Annotated in this window: 17 protein-coding genes and 1 riboswitch; of the genes, 5 read left to right on the top strand and 12 right to left on the bottom strand. The window is 67.5% G+C overall.

Going from position 1 to position 16,155, the window contains the following annotated elements; all coding sequences use genetic code 11:
* Positions 1-1,045, top strand: a 1,045-nt coding sequence (locus H0T81_RS02945; RefSeq protein WP_294009577.1) for an acyl-CoA dehydrogenase family protein, incomplete at its 5' end; no start/stop codon positions are given.
* Here H0T81_RS02945 and H0T81_RS02940 read toward each other — a convergent pair.
* Positions 1,042-1,584, bottom strand: a complete 543-nt coding sequence (locus H0T81_RS02940) for a GNAT family N-acetyltransferase (protein ID WP_294009575.1) — start codon at positions 1,582-1,584, stop codon at positions 1,042-1,044. The genes H0T81_RS02945 and H0T81_RS02940 overlap by 4 nt on opposite strands.
* Entirely contained in the window at positions 1,581-1,811 is a 231-nt protein-coding gene (rpmE, locus tag H0T81_RS02935) for a 50S ribosomal protein L31 (protein ID WP_294009573.1), read from the bottom strand. The genes H0T81_RS02940 and rpmE overlap by 4 nt, the downstream gene beginning before the upstream one ends.
* Before the next feature lie 105 nt (positions 1,812-1,916).
* A riboswitch (cobalamin riboswitch) is annotated at positions 1,917-2,058 on the top strand.
* Positions 2,059-2,154: 96 nt separating this feature from the next.
* Between rpmE and H0T81_RS02930 the strand changes: the two genes are divergently transcribed.
* The 4 genes from H0T81_RS02930 to H0T81_RS02915 are packed head-to-tail and all read left to right on the top strand — an operon-like array spanning position 2,155 to position 6,380.
* Entirely contained in the window at positions 2,155-3,999 is a 1,845-nt protein-coding gene (locus H0T81_RS02930; RefSeq protein ID WP_294009571.1) for a TonB-dependent receptor, read from the top strand.
* Positions 3,968-4,732: an ABC transporter substrate-binding protein gene (locus H0T81_RS02925; protein WP_294009569.1), complete on the top strand. Its 765-nt coding sequence runs from the start codon at positions 3,968-3,970 to the stop codon at positions 4,730-4,732. The genes H0T81_RS02930 and H0T81_RS02925 overlap by 32 nt, the downstream gene beginning before the upstream one ends.
* Positions 4,729-5,691 carry an iron ABC transporter permease gene (locus H0T81_RS02920; protein ID WP_294009567.1) on the top strand — a complete coding sequence of 321 codons (963 nt, stop codon included), beginning with the start codon at positions 4,729-4,731 and terminating at the stop codon, positions 5,689-5,691. The genes H0T81_RS02925 and H0T81_RS02920 overlap by 4 nt, the downstream gene beginning before the upstream one ends.
* Positions 5,688-6,380 carry an ABC transporter ATP-binding protein gene (locus tag H0T81_RS02915; protein ID WP_294009565.1) on the top strand — a complete coding sequence of 231 codons (693 nt, stop codon included), beginning with the start codon at positions 5,688-5,690 and terminating at the stop codon, positions 6,378-6,380. Before H0T81_RS02920 ends, H0T81_RS02915 begins: the two co-directional genes overlap by 4 nt.
* Here H0T81_RS02915 and fabZ read toward each other — a convergent pair.
* The 10 genes from fabZ to tsf form a co-directional block, all read right to left on the bottom strand.
* A complete protein-coding gene (gene fabZ / locus H0T81_RS02910) occupies positions 6,377-6,814 on the bottom strand; it encodes a 3-hydroxyacyl-ACP dehydratase FabZ (protein WP_294009581.1) in 438 nt (145 codons plus the stop codon). The genes H0T81_RS02915 and fabZ overlap by 4 nt on opposite strands.
* A 47-nt stretch (positions 6,815-6,861) precedes the next feature.
* Positions 6,862-7,449 (bottom strand): OmpH family outer membrane protein, encoded by a 588-nt coding sequence (locus H0T81_RS02905; RefSeq protein ID WP_294009563.1) that lies wholly within the window; start codon positions 7,447-7,449, stop codon positions 6,862-6,864.
* A complete protein-coding gene (gene bamA, locus H0T81_RS02900; RefSeq protein WP_294009561.1) occupies positions 7,449-10,007 on the bottom strand; it encodes an outer membrane protein assembly factor BamA in 2,559 nt (852 codons plus the stop codon). Before bamA ends, H0T81_RS02905 begins: the two co-directional genes overlap by 1 nt.
* A gap of 119 nt (positions 10,008-10,126) precedes the next feature.
* Positions 10,127-11,257 (bottom strand): RIP metalloprotease RseP, encoded by a 1,131-nt coding sequence (gene rseP / locus H0T81_RS02895; RefSeq protein WP_294009559.1) that lies wholly within the window; start codon positions 11,255-11,257, stop codon positions 10,127-10,129.
* Positions 11,257-12,417 carry a 1-deoxy-D-xylulose-5-phosphate reductoisomerase gene (locus H0T81_RS02890; RefSeq protein ID WP_294009557.1) on the bottom strand — a complete coding sequence of 387 codons (1,161 nt, stop codon included), beginning with the start codon at positions 12,415-12,417 and terminating at the stop codon, positions 11,257-11,259. Before H0T81_RS02890 ends, rseP begins: the two co-directional genes overlap by 1 nt.
* 16 nt (positions 12,418-12,433) lie before the next feature.
* Positions 12,434-13,066, bottom strand: coding sequence for a phosphatidate cytidylyltransferase (locus tag H0T81_RS02885; RefSeq protein ID WP_294009555.1), 633 nt, complete (start codon positions 13,064-13,066; stop codon positions 12,434-12,436).
* Positions 13,063-13,779, bottom strand: coding sequence for an isoprenyl transferase (locus H0T81_RS02880; protein ID WP_294009579.1), 717 nt, complete (start codon positions 13,777-13,779; stop codon positions 13,063-13,065). The genes H0T81_RS02885 and H0T81_RS02880 overlap by 4 nt, the downstream gene beginning before the upstream one ends.
* 47 nt (positions 13,780-13,826) lie before the next feature.
* Positions 13,827-14,387, bottom strand: coding sequence for a ribosome recycling factor (frr, locus tag H0T81_RS02875; RefSeq protein ID WP_294009553.1), 561 nt, complete (start codon positions 14,385-14,387; stop codon positions 13,827-13,829).
* Positions 14,388-14,390: 3 nt separating this feature from the next.
* A complete protein-coding gene (pyrH, locus tag H0T81_RS02870; protein ID WP_294009551.1) occupies positions 14,391-15,113 on the bottom strand; it encodes a UMP kinase in 723 nt (240 codons plus the stop codon).
* Positions 15,114-15,207: 94 nt separating this feature from the next.
* On the bottom strand, positions 15,208-16,155 hold the full coding sequence (gene tsf / locus H0T81_RS02865; protein WP_294009549.1) for a translation elongation factor Ts: 948 nt from the start codon (positions 16,153-16,155) through the stop codon (positions 15,208-15,210).

Raw genomic sequence — 16,155 nt, 5'->3', positions numbered from 1 at the left:
CGAAGAGCATTTCGACCGCTCGATCCTGAGTGAGATGGGCGAGCTCGGGATGCTCGGAGCGACCATCCCGCATGAATATGGCGGCGCCGGGCTCGGCTACGTCAGCTACGGCCTGATCGCTCGCGCGGTCGAGCGCGTCGACAGCGGCTACCGCTCGGCGATGTCGGTCCAGTCGAGCCTCGTCATGCACCCGATCCACGCCTACGGCAGCGAGGAGCAGCGCAAGAAATACCTGCCGGGCCTGGCCAAGGGCGAGCTGGTCGGCTGCTTTGGACTCACCGAGCCCGATGCCGGCTCCGACCCCGGCGGGATGCGCACCCGGGCGACCGCGGTCCAGGGCGGCTATTTGCTGACCGGCTCGAAGACCTGGATCACCAACTCGCCGATCGCCGACGTCTTCGTCGTCTGGGCGAAATCGGAAGCCCACGACGGCAAGATCCGCGGCTTCCTCCTCGAAAAGGGCATGAAGGGGCTGTCGGCGCCGGCGATCAAGCAGAAGCTGTCGCTGCGGGCCTCGATCACCGGCGAGATCGTCCTCGACAATGTAGAGGTCCCCGAAGACTCGCTGCTGCCCAACGCGGAAGGGTTGAAGGGCCCGTTCGGCTGCCTGAACCGGGCCCGCTACGGCATCGGCTGGGGCTCGATGGGCGCCGCCGAGGCCTGCTACGCCGCCGCGCGCCAGTACACGCTCGACCGCAAGCAGTTCGGGCGCCCACTCGCCTCCAACCAGCTGGTCCAGCTGAAGCTCGCCAACATGGCGACCGAGATCGCGCTCGGGCTGCAGGCCGCGCTGCGCGTCGGCCGCCGGCTCGAGGACGGCGAGCTGATCCCGGAGACCATCAGCCTGATCAAGCGCAACAATTGCGGCAAGGCTCTGGAGATCGCCCGCATGGCCCGCGACATGCACGGCGGCAACGGCATCAGCGCCGAGTTCCAGGTGATGCGCCACGCCGCCAACCTCGAGACCGTCAACACCTACGAGGGCACGCACGACGTCCACGCGCTGATCATCGGCCGGGCGATCACCGGCATCCCGGCCTTCTAGGACCGGCGCGCCGGCCTTCGGAACAGCGCCACCTGCTCGTCCCGGTAGACCGCATCGGGCAGGCGATCGAAGCCGAGCCGGTGAGCGAGGCGCATCGAGGGCTCGTTCTCGACGCTGATCAGCGCCGGATAGGAAGCCGCGTCGAGCTCGAAATCCGCCCAGTCGAGCGCCGCGGCGCAGGCCTCGAAGGCGATCCCCTGCCCGTGGACGCTTGGATCGAAAATCCAGCCCATCTCCGGCTCGCCGGAAATGTCGGGCTCCATCGCCCGCTCGAAATCGGCGAAGCCGCATTGGCCGACCAGCCGGCCGCTGCCCTTCAGAGTAACCGCCCAGTAACCGTAGCCGAGCAGCGGCCACTGTCCGACCGCCATCATCAGCCGCCGCCATGCGTCCTCGCGGCTCATCGGCTCGTCGGTGAGATATCGAGTGACGGCCGGGTTGCCGAGCGTCGCCGCATGGGCGTCGAGGTCCTCGCGCCGGAAACCGCGGAGGATCAGCCGCTCGGTCTCCAGACGCGGAGCCGAGCTTGGACCCGTCATTTTTTACCGAGTGAAAGCCCGCCGAAGCGCTTGTTGAAGCGCGCGACCTGGCCGCCGCTGTCGAGCATGGTCGACTTGCCGCCGGTCCACGCCGGGTGGACGGAGGGGTCGATGTCGAGGTGCAGCGTGTCGCCTTCCTTGCCCCAGGTCGACCGAGTCTGGAATTTCGTGCCGTCGGTCATCTCGACGGTGATCATGTGATAATCGGGGTGGGTGCCGGACTTCATGACAGGTTCCTGGAAAAAAGCGCGGCTGGTTTCCGACCAGCCGCCGATGTGCCGCGCGCCCTAGCGAAACGGCGCCAACTTGACAAGCTGCGGGGGGCGATCCTAGCCCCGTCGTCGGACTGAGGTCCGGCGGTCACGGCCGCCGGCCAAGAAGGAAGCCGGTGCAAATCCGGCGCTGTGCCCGCAACTGTGTGGAGGGGCGAAAGCCTCTCCAAGTCAGACACTTGCCTTAGTCCGTCGTCCGTTTCCCCGGCCGGGACCAGCCGCGGAGCGTGGGTGAGGCCTCGCTCATGGGGCGCGCATCCCTCTGTGACGGCATGTTCGTCAACGGAAGGGATGAGCCATGATCCAGGCACCAGTCGACGCCCCGCCAATCGCCACCGACGAGATCGTCATCACCGCCGCGCGCGCCCCCGAACAGGCTTCGGAAAGCGCCGCCAGCGTCACCGTCATCGACAAGCAGCGCATCGAGCGGCTCGGCGAGCCCCTGCTTCCGGCCCTGCTGCGCCTCGTTCCATCGGCCGCGGTCGCGGCGTCCGGCCCCGCGGGATCGCTGACCCAGGTCCGGATCCGCGGCGCCGAAGCCAGCCACACCTTGCTGTTCGTCGACGGCATCCGCGCCAACGACCCGGCGTCGATCAACGAACCGCACTGGGAGCTGCTCAACGCCGACCTCGCCTCGCGGCTCGAAGTCCTGCGCGGCCCGCAGTCGGCGCTGTGGGGCTCGGAGGCGATCGGCGGAGTCGTCGCGGTCAACGGGCTGGGCGAAGGCGCCTCTCCGCCTTCGCTGGCTGCCGAGGCCGGGTCGTTCGGCTTCCGGCGGCTGTCGGCCTCGGGCGGGGTCGCGTCCGGAGCCGCCAACGCCGCGCTGGCGGTCGGCTGGCAGCGCTCCGAGGGCATCGACGTCTTCGGCGGCGGCGACCGGGACGGGTACCGCAACCTGTCGGCAAGGCTCCGCGCCAGCTGGCAAGTGTCGCCGGTGCTCGAGGTCGGAGTCGCGGGTTTCTCGCTCAACGGCCGCAACCAGTTCGACGGCAGCGATCCCGTCACTTTCGCCAAAACGCACGACCTTTCGAGCCGAAACGCGCTCCATGCGGCACGAATCTGGACCGGATTCGCCGCTGAAAGCTGGAATGCGACCGCTTCGGCGTCGCTGCTCGGCTCGCTCAACCGCAACGATTTCGCCGGCGACGAGATCAACCGCACCCGCGGCCGCCGCCAGAGCCTGTCCGGCCAGGTCGAGCATCGCTTCACCACCGGCGCTCTCGCCCACCTGCTCGTCGCCGCCGTCGACCTCGAGCGCGAGGAATTCCGCGCCCGCGACCTCACGTTCGGCGGCTTCACCGACCAGGACCGCGACCGCCGGCACCAGGCGCTGACGGTCGAATGGCGCGGCGAGGCGGGACCGCTGGTCGCCGACTTCGCCGTCCGCCGCGACTCGTTCAACCGCTTCGGCGACGCGACCACGCTCCGGGCGTCGAGCGTGCTCGATGTCGGCCGCGGCCTGTCGCTCGCCGCCTCCTACGGCGAAGGCATCGCCCAGCCGAGCTTTTCCGATCTCTACGGCTTTTTCCCCGGGAGTTTCGTTGGAAACCCGTCGCTTAAGCCAGAGAGCTCACGCGGAGTCGAGGCTTCGGTGCGATACCGCTCCGACCGGATTCAAATCGCTCTCACCGGCTATCGGCAACGGCTCCGGGACGAGATCGCCGACGTCTTCGATCCGGCGACATTCCTCGCGAGCACCATCAATCGGGAGACCCGGAGCCACCGCTCGGGCATCGAGGCCGAACTCGGCTGGCGGCTCGGCGATGTGGCGCGGCTGACCGCCAACTATTCCTACCTGAGGGCCAGCGAGCCCGACGGAGCTTCCCAGGTCCGCGAGATCCGCCGCCCCAGGCACAGCGGCTCGATCGCGATCGACGGGGCCAGCGGGCGGCTCGGCTACGGCGCCTCGCTCGCCTTTGCCGGTGCCCGCCGCGACACGAATTTCGAGGTCTTCCCGGCCGAGGCCGTCCGGCTCGGGTCCTACTGGCTCGGTGGCGCCCGGGTCGCTTATGCCCTCAGCCGCCGCGTCGAGCTGTTTGCCCGCGCCGCGAACGCCTTCGACGAGCGCTACCAGGACGTGTTCGGCTACCGCACCGAAGGGAGGAGCCTCCATGCCGGCATCCGCCTTGCTGCTCGGCGCTAGTGTCGCCACGCTCAAGGTGGCGTCGCTGAACCTGTGCACCGACGAATTGCTCCTGGCGCTCGCCGCGCCGGAGCAAATCGTCTCGGTCACCCACCTCGCGCACAAGCCGAAAGAGACGATGCTCTGGCGCCGGGCCCGGCGTTATCCGCAAAACGACGGCAGCCTGCTTTCGGTCGTCGGCCTCAAACCGGACCTGGTCGTGACCATGGGCGGAGGCGCGCGCGACCGGGCGCGGATCGCCCGGCGGCTCGGAATCCGCGTGCTGGACCTGCCCTTCCCTCAGCGGCTGGCTGACGTCGAACGCCAGGTTGCGACGGTGGCTCAGGTCCTGGGCCGCCGCGCTACCGGCAGGCAATGGCTCGCACAGCTGAATGCTCTGAAGCGCACCGAGCCAGGCCAAAAGCTCGACACGATTTGGCTCGGCGGGGGCGGACGGAGCGTGCAGGCGACCGGGCTGGCGGCCGACTGGATGAGGCTGGCGGGTTTCCGGCAGCGCCGATTGAACGGCGACCGGGTCTCGCTCGAGCAGCTGCTGGTCCGTCCACCTCGGATCCTGCTTCGAAGCGACTATCGCCAAGGCGAATATTCGGGCTCGCAGCGCTGGCTCATGCACCCGCTGGCCAACGCCGCAGGCAGAGCTCACACCATCGCTACGGACGGGCGCGCCTGGACGTGCATGGGCCCGGCGATGGTCGACGAGGTGCTGAGACTGCGCCGGCTGGTCCGCCGATGAAGCCGGGCTGGCTGCTGTTTGCGGCGCTGGTGCTGATGGCGCTCCTGTCGCTTCTGACGCCATGGCGTCCGATGGCCGACCTGTTCGGGCAGGACCGGGCGCTCGCGATTGCGGTGCTGGTGGAGCTTCGATTGCCCCGGGTCCTGCTGGCGGTCGCTTACGGGACGATGCTCGGCGCATCCGGCGCCGCCATCCAGGCCCTGTTCGCCAACCCCCTCGCCTCGCCGGATCTGACCGGAACCACCAGCGGAGCAGCCCTCGGCGCGGTCGTCACGGCTTATTTGTTCGGCTTTTCCGCCCCGATCGCGCTGTCGATCGGATCGGTCGCCGGAGCGCTGGGCGCGCTTGCACTGCTGATCGCGCTTGCCGGAGCGCGGGCGGAAACCGCCACCCTGTTGCTCTCCGGCCTCGCCATCAGCGCTCTGGCGGGAGCTCTGACGACTCTGGCGCTGGCGCTCGCACCCTCCCCGTTCGCGTTCTACGACGCCTACGACTGGCTGATGGGATCGCTGGTCGACCGCAGCCTTGGCCAAGCAACATTCGCGGCCCTCCCGGCGCTGATTGCCATCGCCCTTCTGTGGCGGATGCGCTTCGCCCTCGACAGCCTGACGCTCGGTGAGGAGGTCGCGCAGTCGCTCGGGCACAACGTCGCCCGCATCCGCATTCGGATCATCGTCCTCACGGCTTTTGGCGTCGGCGCGTGCGTTGCGATCGCCGGCGCGATTGGCTTCCTCGGCCTCGTCGCGCCGATCTTCGCTCGGCGCCTGACGGCTGGACATCCGGGGCGTGCCATCTTGCCGGCGGCGCTGATCGGTGCGCTGCTGCTGCTCGCCGCCGACCTCGTCGTGCGGTTCGCGCCGCTGGGCCGAACCTTGCCCATCGGAGTGCTGACCGCCCTGCTCGGAGCGCCGTTCTTCCTGTGGCTGGTGGCGCACATGCGCTGGAGGCTCAGCGCATGAGCCTGCTGGTCGCCACCGGACTGCGGATTCCGCGCCGACTGGACGAGACGTCCGTCACGATCGAGGCCGGCACTCTCGCCTGTCTGATCGGACCCAATGGAAGCGGCAAGACCAGCTTGCTGCACGCCATCGCGGGCATCGGTTCGCCCGGGGGCCGGGTGCGCATCGACGACATCGATCCGTTTCGCCTCGGCCCACCCGGCCGCCAGCGCCTGCTGACCTATTTGCCCGCCTCGCGTGACGTCAAATGGCCGCTCGTCGCCCGAGACCTCATCCGGCTGGGCGGAGAGGATGATATCGAGCAGGTGCTGGCGGATCTTGACCTTGAGCCGTTGGGCGACCGCCGCGTCGACCAGCTCTCGACCGGCGAGCGGGCGCGCGTCCTGCTGGCGCGAGCACTCGCGCCGCGGCCAAAGCTGCTTCTTCTCGACGAGCCGGTCGCCAACCTCGATCCCCTTTGGCAGGTGAAGCTGATGGAGCGCCTGAGAACCTTGACCCGGCAACCCGGTCGGGCGGTGCTGATGGCCTCCCATGACCTCGATCTTGCGGGGCGATTTGCCGACCGGCTGATCGTCATGGACAAGACTCGCGCCGTTGCCGATGGCGGACCGGAAATTCTGGAAGGGCCGCACATTCCCGCGGTGTTCGGGGTCGAAAAGCGCAGCGGCGCCTGGTGGCCGATCGCCTAGGCCGGAGGATCGGCGATCATGGCCGTGAACTGGGCCTCGGCGACCAGCTTGTCGCCAATCAGGGCGCGGCCGGCGAACTTGCAGACGGTCGTACGCTTCTGGACGAACTCGACCTCGAGGCGAAGCAGCACGCCCGGCTCGACCGGAGCGCGGAATTTCGCCCCCTCGATGGCCATGAAGTACACCAGCTTGCCCGAGCCCGCGAGCCCGAGCGACTGGACGGCCAGCACCCCGGCAGCCTGCGCCAGGGCTTCGACGACCAGGACGCCCGGCATGATCGGGCGGCCGGGAAAGTGGCCCTGGAAAAAGCCTTCGTTGATCGTGACCGCCTTGATCGCGACGATCCTCTTGTCGCGCTCGAGCGATTCGACGCGGTCGACCAACAGCATCGGATAGCGATGCGGCAGCGCCGCCATCACCCCGGCCAGGTCCATCGCGCCGCCGCCGGTCCCGGCCGCGGCGCCTGGATCGGCCTCGCGGTTCACCGACCTTGCGGCTGCTGCTGCTGTGCGGGCAGCGGAGTCAGGCTGACCGAGGGCAGCGCGCGATTGAGCCCTGCCAGCACCTCGGCGGTGACGTTGATTGACGCCGAGTGAGCGAGAGTTGCGTCCGTGTCGACGGCGAGATTCGCGCCGCGGGCGGTCATCACCTGGTTGATCACCGGGTTCATCCGCTGATTGATCTGCCGAAGGACATTGGCCTGGATCGACTGCAGGTTCTGCTGGGTTCGCCCGAGCTCCTGGTTGGCGTCATCCTGCTTCTTCTGGAACGCCTCGGCCCGGGCGCGAAGCGCCGCGTCCGGGGCTCGGCCGTTGAGCGCCTGGACGGCCGTCTGGATCGCCTGGCCTTCGGGACGCAGCTGGTTGGCCAGCGTTTGCTGTCGGGTCTGGAGAGCGGCCACTCGGCTCTGGAGCTGGGTCTGGGCAGTCCGGCACGCGTTGCATTCGCGGTAGATGCGGTCGCTGTCGACAACGACAACCACCGCGGCAGGAGCGCGCTGGGCGACAGCGGCCGAAGGGATTGCGAGCGCGCTTGCGGCAAGCGCCGCGATGGTCAGGATGCTCTTCATCAGAATTGGGTTCCTACGTTGAAGCTGAACAATTTGGTGTCGTCGCCTTCCTGCGAGAGCAGGGCCTTGGCGATATCGATTCGGAACGGGCCGAACGGGGACACCCAGTTGACGCCGATGCCGACCGCGAGCCGGGGCTTGGGCGAGTTACCGAGGAATTCCTCGCGAACCCCGGGGATTCGTGTTTCCCCGGTCGCGCAGTCAGGATTCGCATCGCCTGGGAGAACTTGCCGGCCCGTGCCCGTCGCCGGCTGGCAGATCGCAACGACGTTGGTCAAGATCGGCTTCGTCAGCGACCACACCGACCCGACGTCAACAAAGGCCGTCGGGCGCAGACCCAGGTTCCGGATCGACGAGCTGGTCGGGAATTCAAGCTCGAGCCGGCCCATGTAATAGGCGCGGCCGCCCAGCGCGTCGCTGGCCCGGTTGTCGTCCGACAGCGTCCCGTCGGCATTATACTGGGTCCGCACGACCCGCGGCCCGATCCCGCGGATGTCGAAGCCGCGCATCTGCGGCCCGAAGAAGCGGTCGGTAATGCGGATCGCATCGCGGCCAGGTCCGGGCGAACTGGTCAGCGCCTTGATGTAGCCGCCCTCGCCGTGGGCCGACACCACCCAGCCGTCACGGACCTCCATGTACTTGGTTCCGCTGCCGCGGGTGCGAAGATATTTGACGTCGCCGCCAAGGCCGGCGAAATCCTGCGAAAGCAGGATCCGCTGCCCGCGCGTCGGCCGAATTCCGTCGGTGTCGTCATGAACCACCGAATAGCCGAGCGCCGAGGTGACCCGGGAGCCGATTTCGTCGCACAAATATTGGCCGGCAAGGCGCGGGTCGCATCGCAGCCCCTCCGGTCCGTCCGGTCCGTCCGGGTCGGAAAAGAAAGTCCCTTTGTCGAGCGTGATCTTGTCGACCACGAATGAGTAGCGGGTGCCGAAATTCACGAATTCGGTGATCGGGAAGCCGAGCCTTGTGCCCAGCCCCGTGCTGACCTGGGAATAGGTCTTGTTGCGCTCCCCGCCGACAAAGTTGAAGCTGTTGAAGTCGCGCCGGTAAATCTCGCCGCCGAGCAGGATCTGCTTGTCGAACAGATAGGGCTCGACGAAGCCGAGCTGCACCGACTTGGCGTAGCGCGAATAATTGATGCTGGCGTTGAGCTCCTGGCCCTTGCCCATGAAGTTGCGCTGCGCGACCGCCAGCTGCAGGACGAATTTCTCGAGGCTCGAATAGCCGCCGGTCAGCTGCAGCTCGCCGGTGGACTTTTCCTCGACGTCGACGCCGAGCACGATCCGGTCGGGAGCCGATCCCTCGGTCTGCTTGACCTCGAGTTTCTCCTGGAAGAAGCCGAGGCTCTGGAGACGATCCTGCGAGCGCTTGACCTTGATGGCGTTGAACGCATCGCCTTCGTTGAGCCGGAACTCGCGCCGGATGACCTTGTCGCGGGTGACGGTGTTGCCCTGGATGTCGATCCGCTCGACGTAGACCCGCGGGGTGTCGCCGACCCGCAGCGTGATGTTCATCTCCCGCTTGACCGGATCGCGGTCATAAGTCGGGTTGATGTCGGCGAACGCGTAGCCGGCATTGCCGGCGAGCTCGGTCAGATCGACGACCGCGTCCTCGATCGCCTTGGCGTTGAACCAGGCGCCCGGCTGGAGGTCGGCGACCTCCTTGATCTTGGCCGGCGAAAGATCGCGCAGAGCGCTCTCCGCCTCGACCCGGCCGAACCGGTAGCGCGGCCCTTCCTCGACCACGTAGGTGATGATGAAGTCGCGGCGGTCCGGCGTCAGCTCGGCGAGCGCGGAGACGACCCGGAAATCGGCGTATCCCTGGGTCAAATAGAATGCGCGAAGCTTCTGCTGGTCCGCCGCCAGCCGGTCCGGATCGTAGCTGTCGTTGGATTTCATGAAGCCCAGCAGGCCGCCGGCCTGGCGAGTGAACATCTCCTTGCGCAGCCGGTCGTCGGCGAATTGCTCATTGCCGATGATGTTGATCCGTCGGACCTTCGACTTGTCGCCCTCGAAAATCTCGAACACCAGGTCGACTCGGTTCTGGTCGAGCTGAACCACCTTGGGTTCGACCCGAGCGGCGAATCGCCCTTCGCGCCGATACAGCTCGACGATTCGCTCGACGTCGGCGCGGACTTTCGAGCGGGTGAAGATCTGGCGCGGAGCGAGCTTGATCTCGGGCAGGATCTTGTCGGACTTCAGCCGCTTGTTGCCCTCCAGGACGATGCGGTTGATGACCGGGTTCTCACGCACGGTGATCACCAAATGGCCGGTTTCGGCGCCGGTGATGACGACGTCGGCGAACAGCTCGGTCGCGTAGAGAGCCTTGAGCGCCGTATCGAGGCTTGCCGCGGTGTAGGTGTCGCCCGGAGTGAGGTTCGCGTAGGCGCGCACGGTTTCGGGCTCGAGCCGCTCATTGCCGCGAACCGAGAGCGAGCGGATCACCCCCGAGACGGCCGCCGGAGCCGGAGCCGGGGCGGCCGCGGGCGGAGCGGTGGTCGCCTGGGCGAGAACCGGCGCCGACCAGCCGCCCAGGATGGTCCCAACGAGCAGCATCGCGCCCGCGCGCTTGCCGATAATCCTAGTTCCTGAAATCACGCGTTCCCGCCCTTTGTGAAATAATCGCGTTCGACTGACGAACCGACCGATCCTTCTCCCGCCCTGCCCGATGCGACCTAGCCAATCAAGCGCTCAAGCCGGTCCCAAAGACCGAATGAGTCCAGATCGTTGACCGTCGTGAAGAGCAACAGCGCAAGGATGAAGGCCAGCCCGCCGCGGAACGCCCAGTCCTGCGCCTGCAGGCTGACCGGCCGCCGTCGAACCGCTTCGACGGAGTAGAATAACAGGTGGCCACCATCAAGCATCGGGACTGGCAAGAGGTTGATGAATCCCAGATTAATTGAAAAGAAGGCCAGCAGCTGGATGAACTCGAATGCGCCGAGACTTGCCTGTTGTCCGGCGATCTGAGCGATCTTGAGCGGTCCGCCCAGGTCCTTCACCGAGCGGCGGCCCGATATGATCTGCCACAGGCCGTCGATCATCGAGCGAGTCAGCCGCACGGTGTAGCTCGTCGCGGTGGGCAGAAGCTCCAGCGGGCTCAGCCTCACATATTCCCGCCCTTCGGCGTAGACGCCCAGTCGCCCGATCTCGAACCGCTGCCCGAAGCGATCGGTCTCGACGTGGCGCGCGAGACGGGTTGAAACCCGCCGGCGCTGGCCGTCGCGCTGAAACTCGAGGGTGACCCGCTCGTCCGGGCGAAGCAGAACGTAGGACGCAAGATCCTCGAAGCTGTCGGTCCTTCGGCCATCGATGGAAAGAATTCGGTCGCCCGGTACAAGACCCGCCTGCTGGGCCGCACTCTGCGGCGCGAGGCTTGTGACGACGGCGGGAGTGCGCGGATAGCCAAGCGCCGCGAAAAAAGCCGCGAAGATCAGGATCGCGAGCAGGAAATTGGCCATCGGCCCGGCGAGAACGATCAGGAAGCGCTGCCAAACCGGCTTGTGATGGAAGCTGCGCGAGCGAAGCTCCTCGGGCACCGCCTCCGCCGCGACCGGCGTGCTGGCGGCATTCTCATCGCCGACGAAGCGGACGAAGCCGCCAAGCGGCAGCCAGCCGACCTTCCAGCGGGTGCCGCTGCGGTCGCTCCAGCCGACGATCTCCCGGCCGAAGCCGATCGAGAAGGTCTCGGCGCCGACCCCGAACAGCTTGCCGACGATATAATGGCCGAACTCGTGGAAGAAGACGAGCGGACCGATGGCGCAGACGAACGCGATCAGGATGAACCACAAAGGCGGCTGTTGAAGCATCAGTGGCAGCGGGCTTCGATCATTGCACCAACGGCTTTGCGTGTCTCCAGGTCAATCGCGATCACCTCTTCGATCGAGCTCGGCGCAAGCGATGTTTGGCGCTCCAGCGCCTGCTCGACCAGCTCGGGGACTTCGGTGAAGCCAATCCGGCCGGCCAGGAAGGTCGCGACCGCGACCTCGTTGGCCGCGTTGAGGACGGTCGGCGCCGCTCCTCCCTGCTCGAGCGCCTGGCGGGCCATCCGCAAGGCCGGAAAGCGTTGCAGGTCGGGCTCCTGGAACTCGAGCTTGCCGATTTGGGCCAACTTGAGGCGCTCGGCCGGCGTCGCCATGCGCTCGGGCCAGGTGAGCGCAAAAGCGATCGGCACCCGCATGTCGGGGCTGCCGAGCTGGGCGAGCACCGAACCGTCGATGAACTCGACCAGCGAATGGACCACCGACTGCGGATGGATCAGCACTTCGATGCGCTCGGACGGCAAGCCGAACAGATGGTGGGCCTCGATCAGCTCGAGCCCCTTGTTCATCAGGGTCGCGGAGTCGACGGAGATCTTGGCCCCCATCGACCAGTTCGGGTGGGCGACCGCCTGGGCGGGCGTGGCGGCGCGGATTTCCGGCTCGGTCGAGGTCCGGAACGGCCCGCCGCTCGCGGTCAGGATCAACTTTGAGACCTGTTCTCTGCTGCTGCCGGCAAGACACTGAAAAATAGCATTATGCTCGCTGTCGACCGGCAGAATGGTCGCCCCGTTGCGGGCGGCGGCCTCGGTCATCAGCGCGCCTGCGCTGACCAGCGCCTCCTTGTTGGCGAGCGCCACGGTGCGGCCGGCTTCGAGCGCCGCCATCACCGGCTCGAGCCCGGCACAGCCGACGATCGCCGCCATCACCCACTCGGCTTCGCCGGCCGCGGCCTCCATGAGGGCGTCGGAACCCGCCGCGGCGCGGCAGTCGGTCCCGGCCAGCATCGCCTCGAGCTCGGTAAGGCGGCTCGAGTCGGCGATCACCGCGAGCCGTGCGCCGGTGCGCCTCGCCGCGTCCGCAAGGCCCCGTGTGTCGGTGGCCGCGGTCAAGGCGATGACCTCGAATCGCTCCGGGGAGCGCTCGATCAGGTCGAGCGTCGACGTGCCGACCGAACCGGTGGCGCCGAGGATCGAGACCCTGCGTTTCATGCCGCGCCCACGCGTTTCATGCCGCGCCCGCCACCTGGGCAATGACCGTCAGGATCGCCACCGGCACGAGACCGTCGAGGCGATCGAGCAGCCCGCCGTGCCCCGGCAGCCAGCGGCCCGAATCCTTCAACCCCGCGCGCCGCTTCATCCAGCTTTCGAACAGATCGCCGCCCTGCGCCGCCAGGGCGAACAGCGGCGCCAACACCAGCAGGATCGGCTTGAGACCGGCGAACCAGACCCAAGCGCCCGCGAGGATCGTTGCCGCAGCCACCCCACCGTACAGCCCGGCGACGGTCTTGCCGGGACTGATCGAGGGAGCGAGCTTGGCGCGGCCGAAGGCGCGTCCGGTGAAATAGGCGCCCATGTCGGTCGCCCAGGTGACGATGAAAATCCACAGCACCAGCGCCAGGCCATCAGCCGACCGGTCGCGAACCCACAGCAAGGCCAGCGCGGGGAACAGCGCGTAGAAGAAGCCCGCGATGTTCCAGGCCGCTCCCCAGCCGCGGACGATCCGGGTCCACTCGTAGAAGATGGCGGTCGCCGCGGCGGCAACCAGAACGGCGAAATAATAGCCGCCGACCAGAGCCGCGGCCAATGCGACGAGCATCATCGCGACGGCGGCAAGGCTGCGAATGGAAAGCTCGTTCACCGACCACCGAAGCGCCGCTGCCGGGCCGCGAACTCCGCGACCGCCGCCTTGAAGGCCGTCTCGTCGAAATCGGGCCACAAGACGGGCGTGAACAGCATTTCCGAATAGGCCGCCTGCCACAGCAGGAAGTTCGACAGGCGCACCTCGCCCGAAGTGCGGATCAGAAGGTCGAGGTCCGGCAGGCCCGCGGTCTGAAGCTCGGCCGCCAGCGCTTCCTCGTCGATGGCGCTGGGATCGAGCGTCCCCTCGCTCGCCTTGCGGGCAAGCTCGCGGGCCGCGCCGGCGATCTCGCTGCGCGAGCCGTAATTGAGCGCCACGACCAGCGTCAGCCGGCTGTTCTCCGCCAGCCGCTCGACCGCTCTGTCCAGCCGAGCGACCAGCTCGGGGCCGAAGGCGCCGTAGTCGCCGATCAGCTTGAGCCGCACGCCTTCCTTGGCCAGGGTATCGAGCTCGCGCTCGAGATAGTAGCCGAGCAGGCCTTTCAGATCGTTGATCTCGCCTTCGGGGCGGCGCCAGTTCTCCGAAGAGAAAGCGTAGAGCGTCAGGGTGTCGACGCCGCATTCCCCGGCGGCTCGCAACGTCTTGCGCACCGCCTCGGCGCCGGCGCGGTGGCCGGCGACCCGCGGCAGGCCGCGCTGGTCCGCCCAGCGGCCGTTGCCGTCCATGATGATCGCCACATGCCGCGGAACCGCGCCACCGGCCTGGCCAGGCAGGGAAGCTTCCTCCGAAGCATCCTCCGGTGCTGCGGCGCGGGCGCGGGTCACCTGCCGAGGATCTCGTTTTCCTTGGCTTCAGCCGCGGCGTCGATCTCGGCGATGGTCTGGTCGGTCAGCTTCTGGACCTCCTGCTCGAGCCGCTTGCGCTCGTCCTCGCTGATCTCGTGCTTCCTTTCGTCCTGCTTGAGATGGTCCATCCCGTCACGGCGCACGTTGCGGACCGCGATCCGCGCCTTTTCGGCATATTGGCCGACCAGCTTGGCAAGCTCCTTGCGACGCTCCTCCGTCAGGTCGGGGATCGGCAGCCGGATCAGCTGCCCGTCGGTGATCGGGTTGAGACCCAGGTTCGCCGTGCGGATCGCTTTCTCGACCGGCTGGACGTTCGACCGGTCCCACACCTGGACGCTCAGCATTCGCGGCTCGGGCACCGACACCGTCGCCACCTGATTGAGGGGCATGTGGGCTCCGTAAACCTCGACGGTGATCGTATCGAGCAGAGCGGTCGACGCGCGGCCGGTGCGGAGCCCGCCGAGATCATGCTTGAGGACCTCGACCGCGCCGTGCATCCGGCGCTGGAGGTCCGACTTGTCGACGGTCGTAGTCATCGCTCACTCCTCGTTCTGGACGATCGTCGCCGTTCCACGTCCGGCCAGCACCTCGGCAAGATTGCCCGGCTGGCGGATGTTGAAGATGACGATCGGGATATTGTTGTCCCGGCACAAGGCAACCGCCGCTGCGTCCATCACCTTGAGGTCGTCGCCGAGCACCCGGCTGAAGCTCAAATGATCGTAGCGCGTGGCGCTTTTGTCCTTCTTCGGGTCGGCGGTGTAGACGCCGTCGACGCTCGTCCCCTTGAACAAGGCGTCGCAGCTCATCTCGGCAGCGCGCAAGGCGGCCGCGGTGTCGGTGGTGAAATATGGGTTGCCGGTGCCGGCGGCGAACAGCACGATCCGCCCTTTCTCGATGTGCCGGAGCGCCCGCCGGCGGATGTAGGGCTCGCTGACCGACGCCATCGGGATCGCCGACTGCACGCGGGTGTCGACGCCGGCCTTTTCGAGCGCATTCTGGAGCGCCAGCGCGTTCATCACCGTCGCCAGCATGCCCATGTAGTCGGCGTTGGCCCGGTCGAAACCCCTCGCCGCAGCCGCGACTCCGCGAAAGATGTTGCCGCCGCCGACGACCAGGCACAGCTCATGCCCCTGCGCCTTGGCGGCCGCGACCTCGCCGGCCAAGCCGGCAACGGCCTCCGGATCGATGCCCAGCTGGCCCTGCCCCATCAGAGCTTCGCCGGAGAGCTTCAAGAGAATACGATTGAAGCGCGGGCGGGTCATGCAGTGGGGCCGTCCTTCGGATGTGGAAAGGGCGGCCCCGCTCTTATGGCGGAGCCGCCCCAATGCCAACCGTTTAGCGGTTGCCCAATCAAGTCTAGGCGACGGGCTCGGCTTTGGTGGTCCCCGCGGCCGCCGCGACCTCGGCCGCGAAGTCGCTCTCTTTTTTCTCGATGCCCTCGCCGAGCTGGAAGCGGACGAAGCCCTTGAGCTCGATGCCGGTGGCTGCCTCCTCCTTGGCGGCGGCGGCGACGACTTCGGCAACCGGAGTCTTGTTGTCGATCACGAACAGCTGCGAGAGCAGCGCATGGTCCTTGCGGAACTTGGCGATCGAGCCTTCGACCATCTTCTCGACGATGTTCGCCGGCTTGCCGCTTTCCCGGGCTTTTTCCATCGCGATCCCGCGCTCGCGCTCGATCAGCGTCGGCGACAGCGAATCCGCGTCGAGCGCGAGCGGGTTGGCGGCGGCGATGTGCATCGCCAGCTGCTTGCCGAGCGGCTGCAGGACATCGGCCGGAGCCGCGCTCTCGAGAGCGACCAGAACGCCGATCTTGCCGAGGCCCGGGGCGACCGAATTGTGGACGTAGCTGACAACCACGCCCTCGCTGACTTCGAGCATCGCGGCGCGGCGCAGCGACTGGTTCTCGCCGATCGTCGCGATGTTGTTGGTCAGCGCTTCGGCGACCGTTCCGCCGCCTGGGAATTGCGAAGCGCCGAGCACGTCAATGTCGCCGCCGCTGGCCAGTGCCAGGCGCGCGGCCTCGCGAACGAAGTTCTGGAACTGCTCGTTCTTGGCGACGAAATCGGTTTCCGAATTGACCTCGACGACCGCGCCGCGAGTGCCCTCGACGGCCACTCCGACTAGGCCTTCGGCCGCGGTCCGGCCGGCCTTCTTGGCGGCGGCCGCGAGCCCCTTGGCGCGCAGCCAGTCCACCGCCTGCTCCATATCGCCGCCCGCTTCGGCGAGCGCCTTCTTGCAGTCCATCATTCCAGCGCCGGTGCGCTCGCGCAACTCCTTGACCGCGGCGGCCGTAATCTCAGCCAT

Origin of the sequence: Sphingomonas sp. (assembly GCF_013812825.1) — a bacterium.
Taxonomy (GTDB): Bacteria; Pseudomonadota; Alphaproteobacteria; order Sphingomonadales; family Sphingomonadaceae; genus Sphingomicrobium.
Note: the sequence above shows the minus strand (reverse complement) of the source record. Positions and strands in the feature narration are given on the sequence as shown.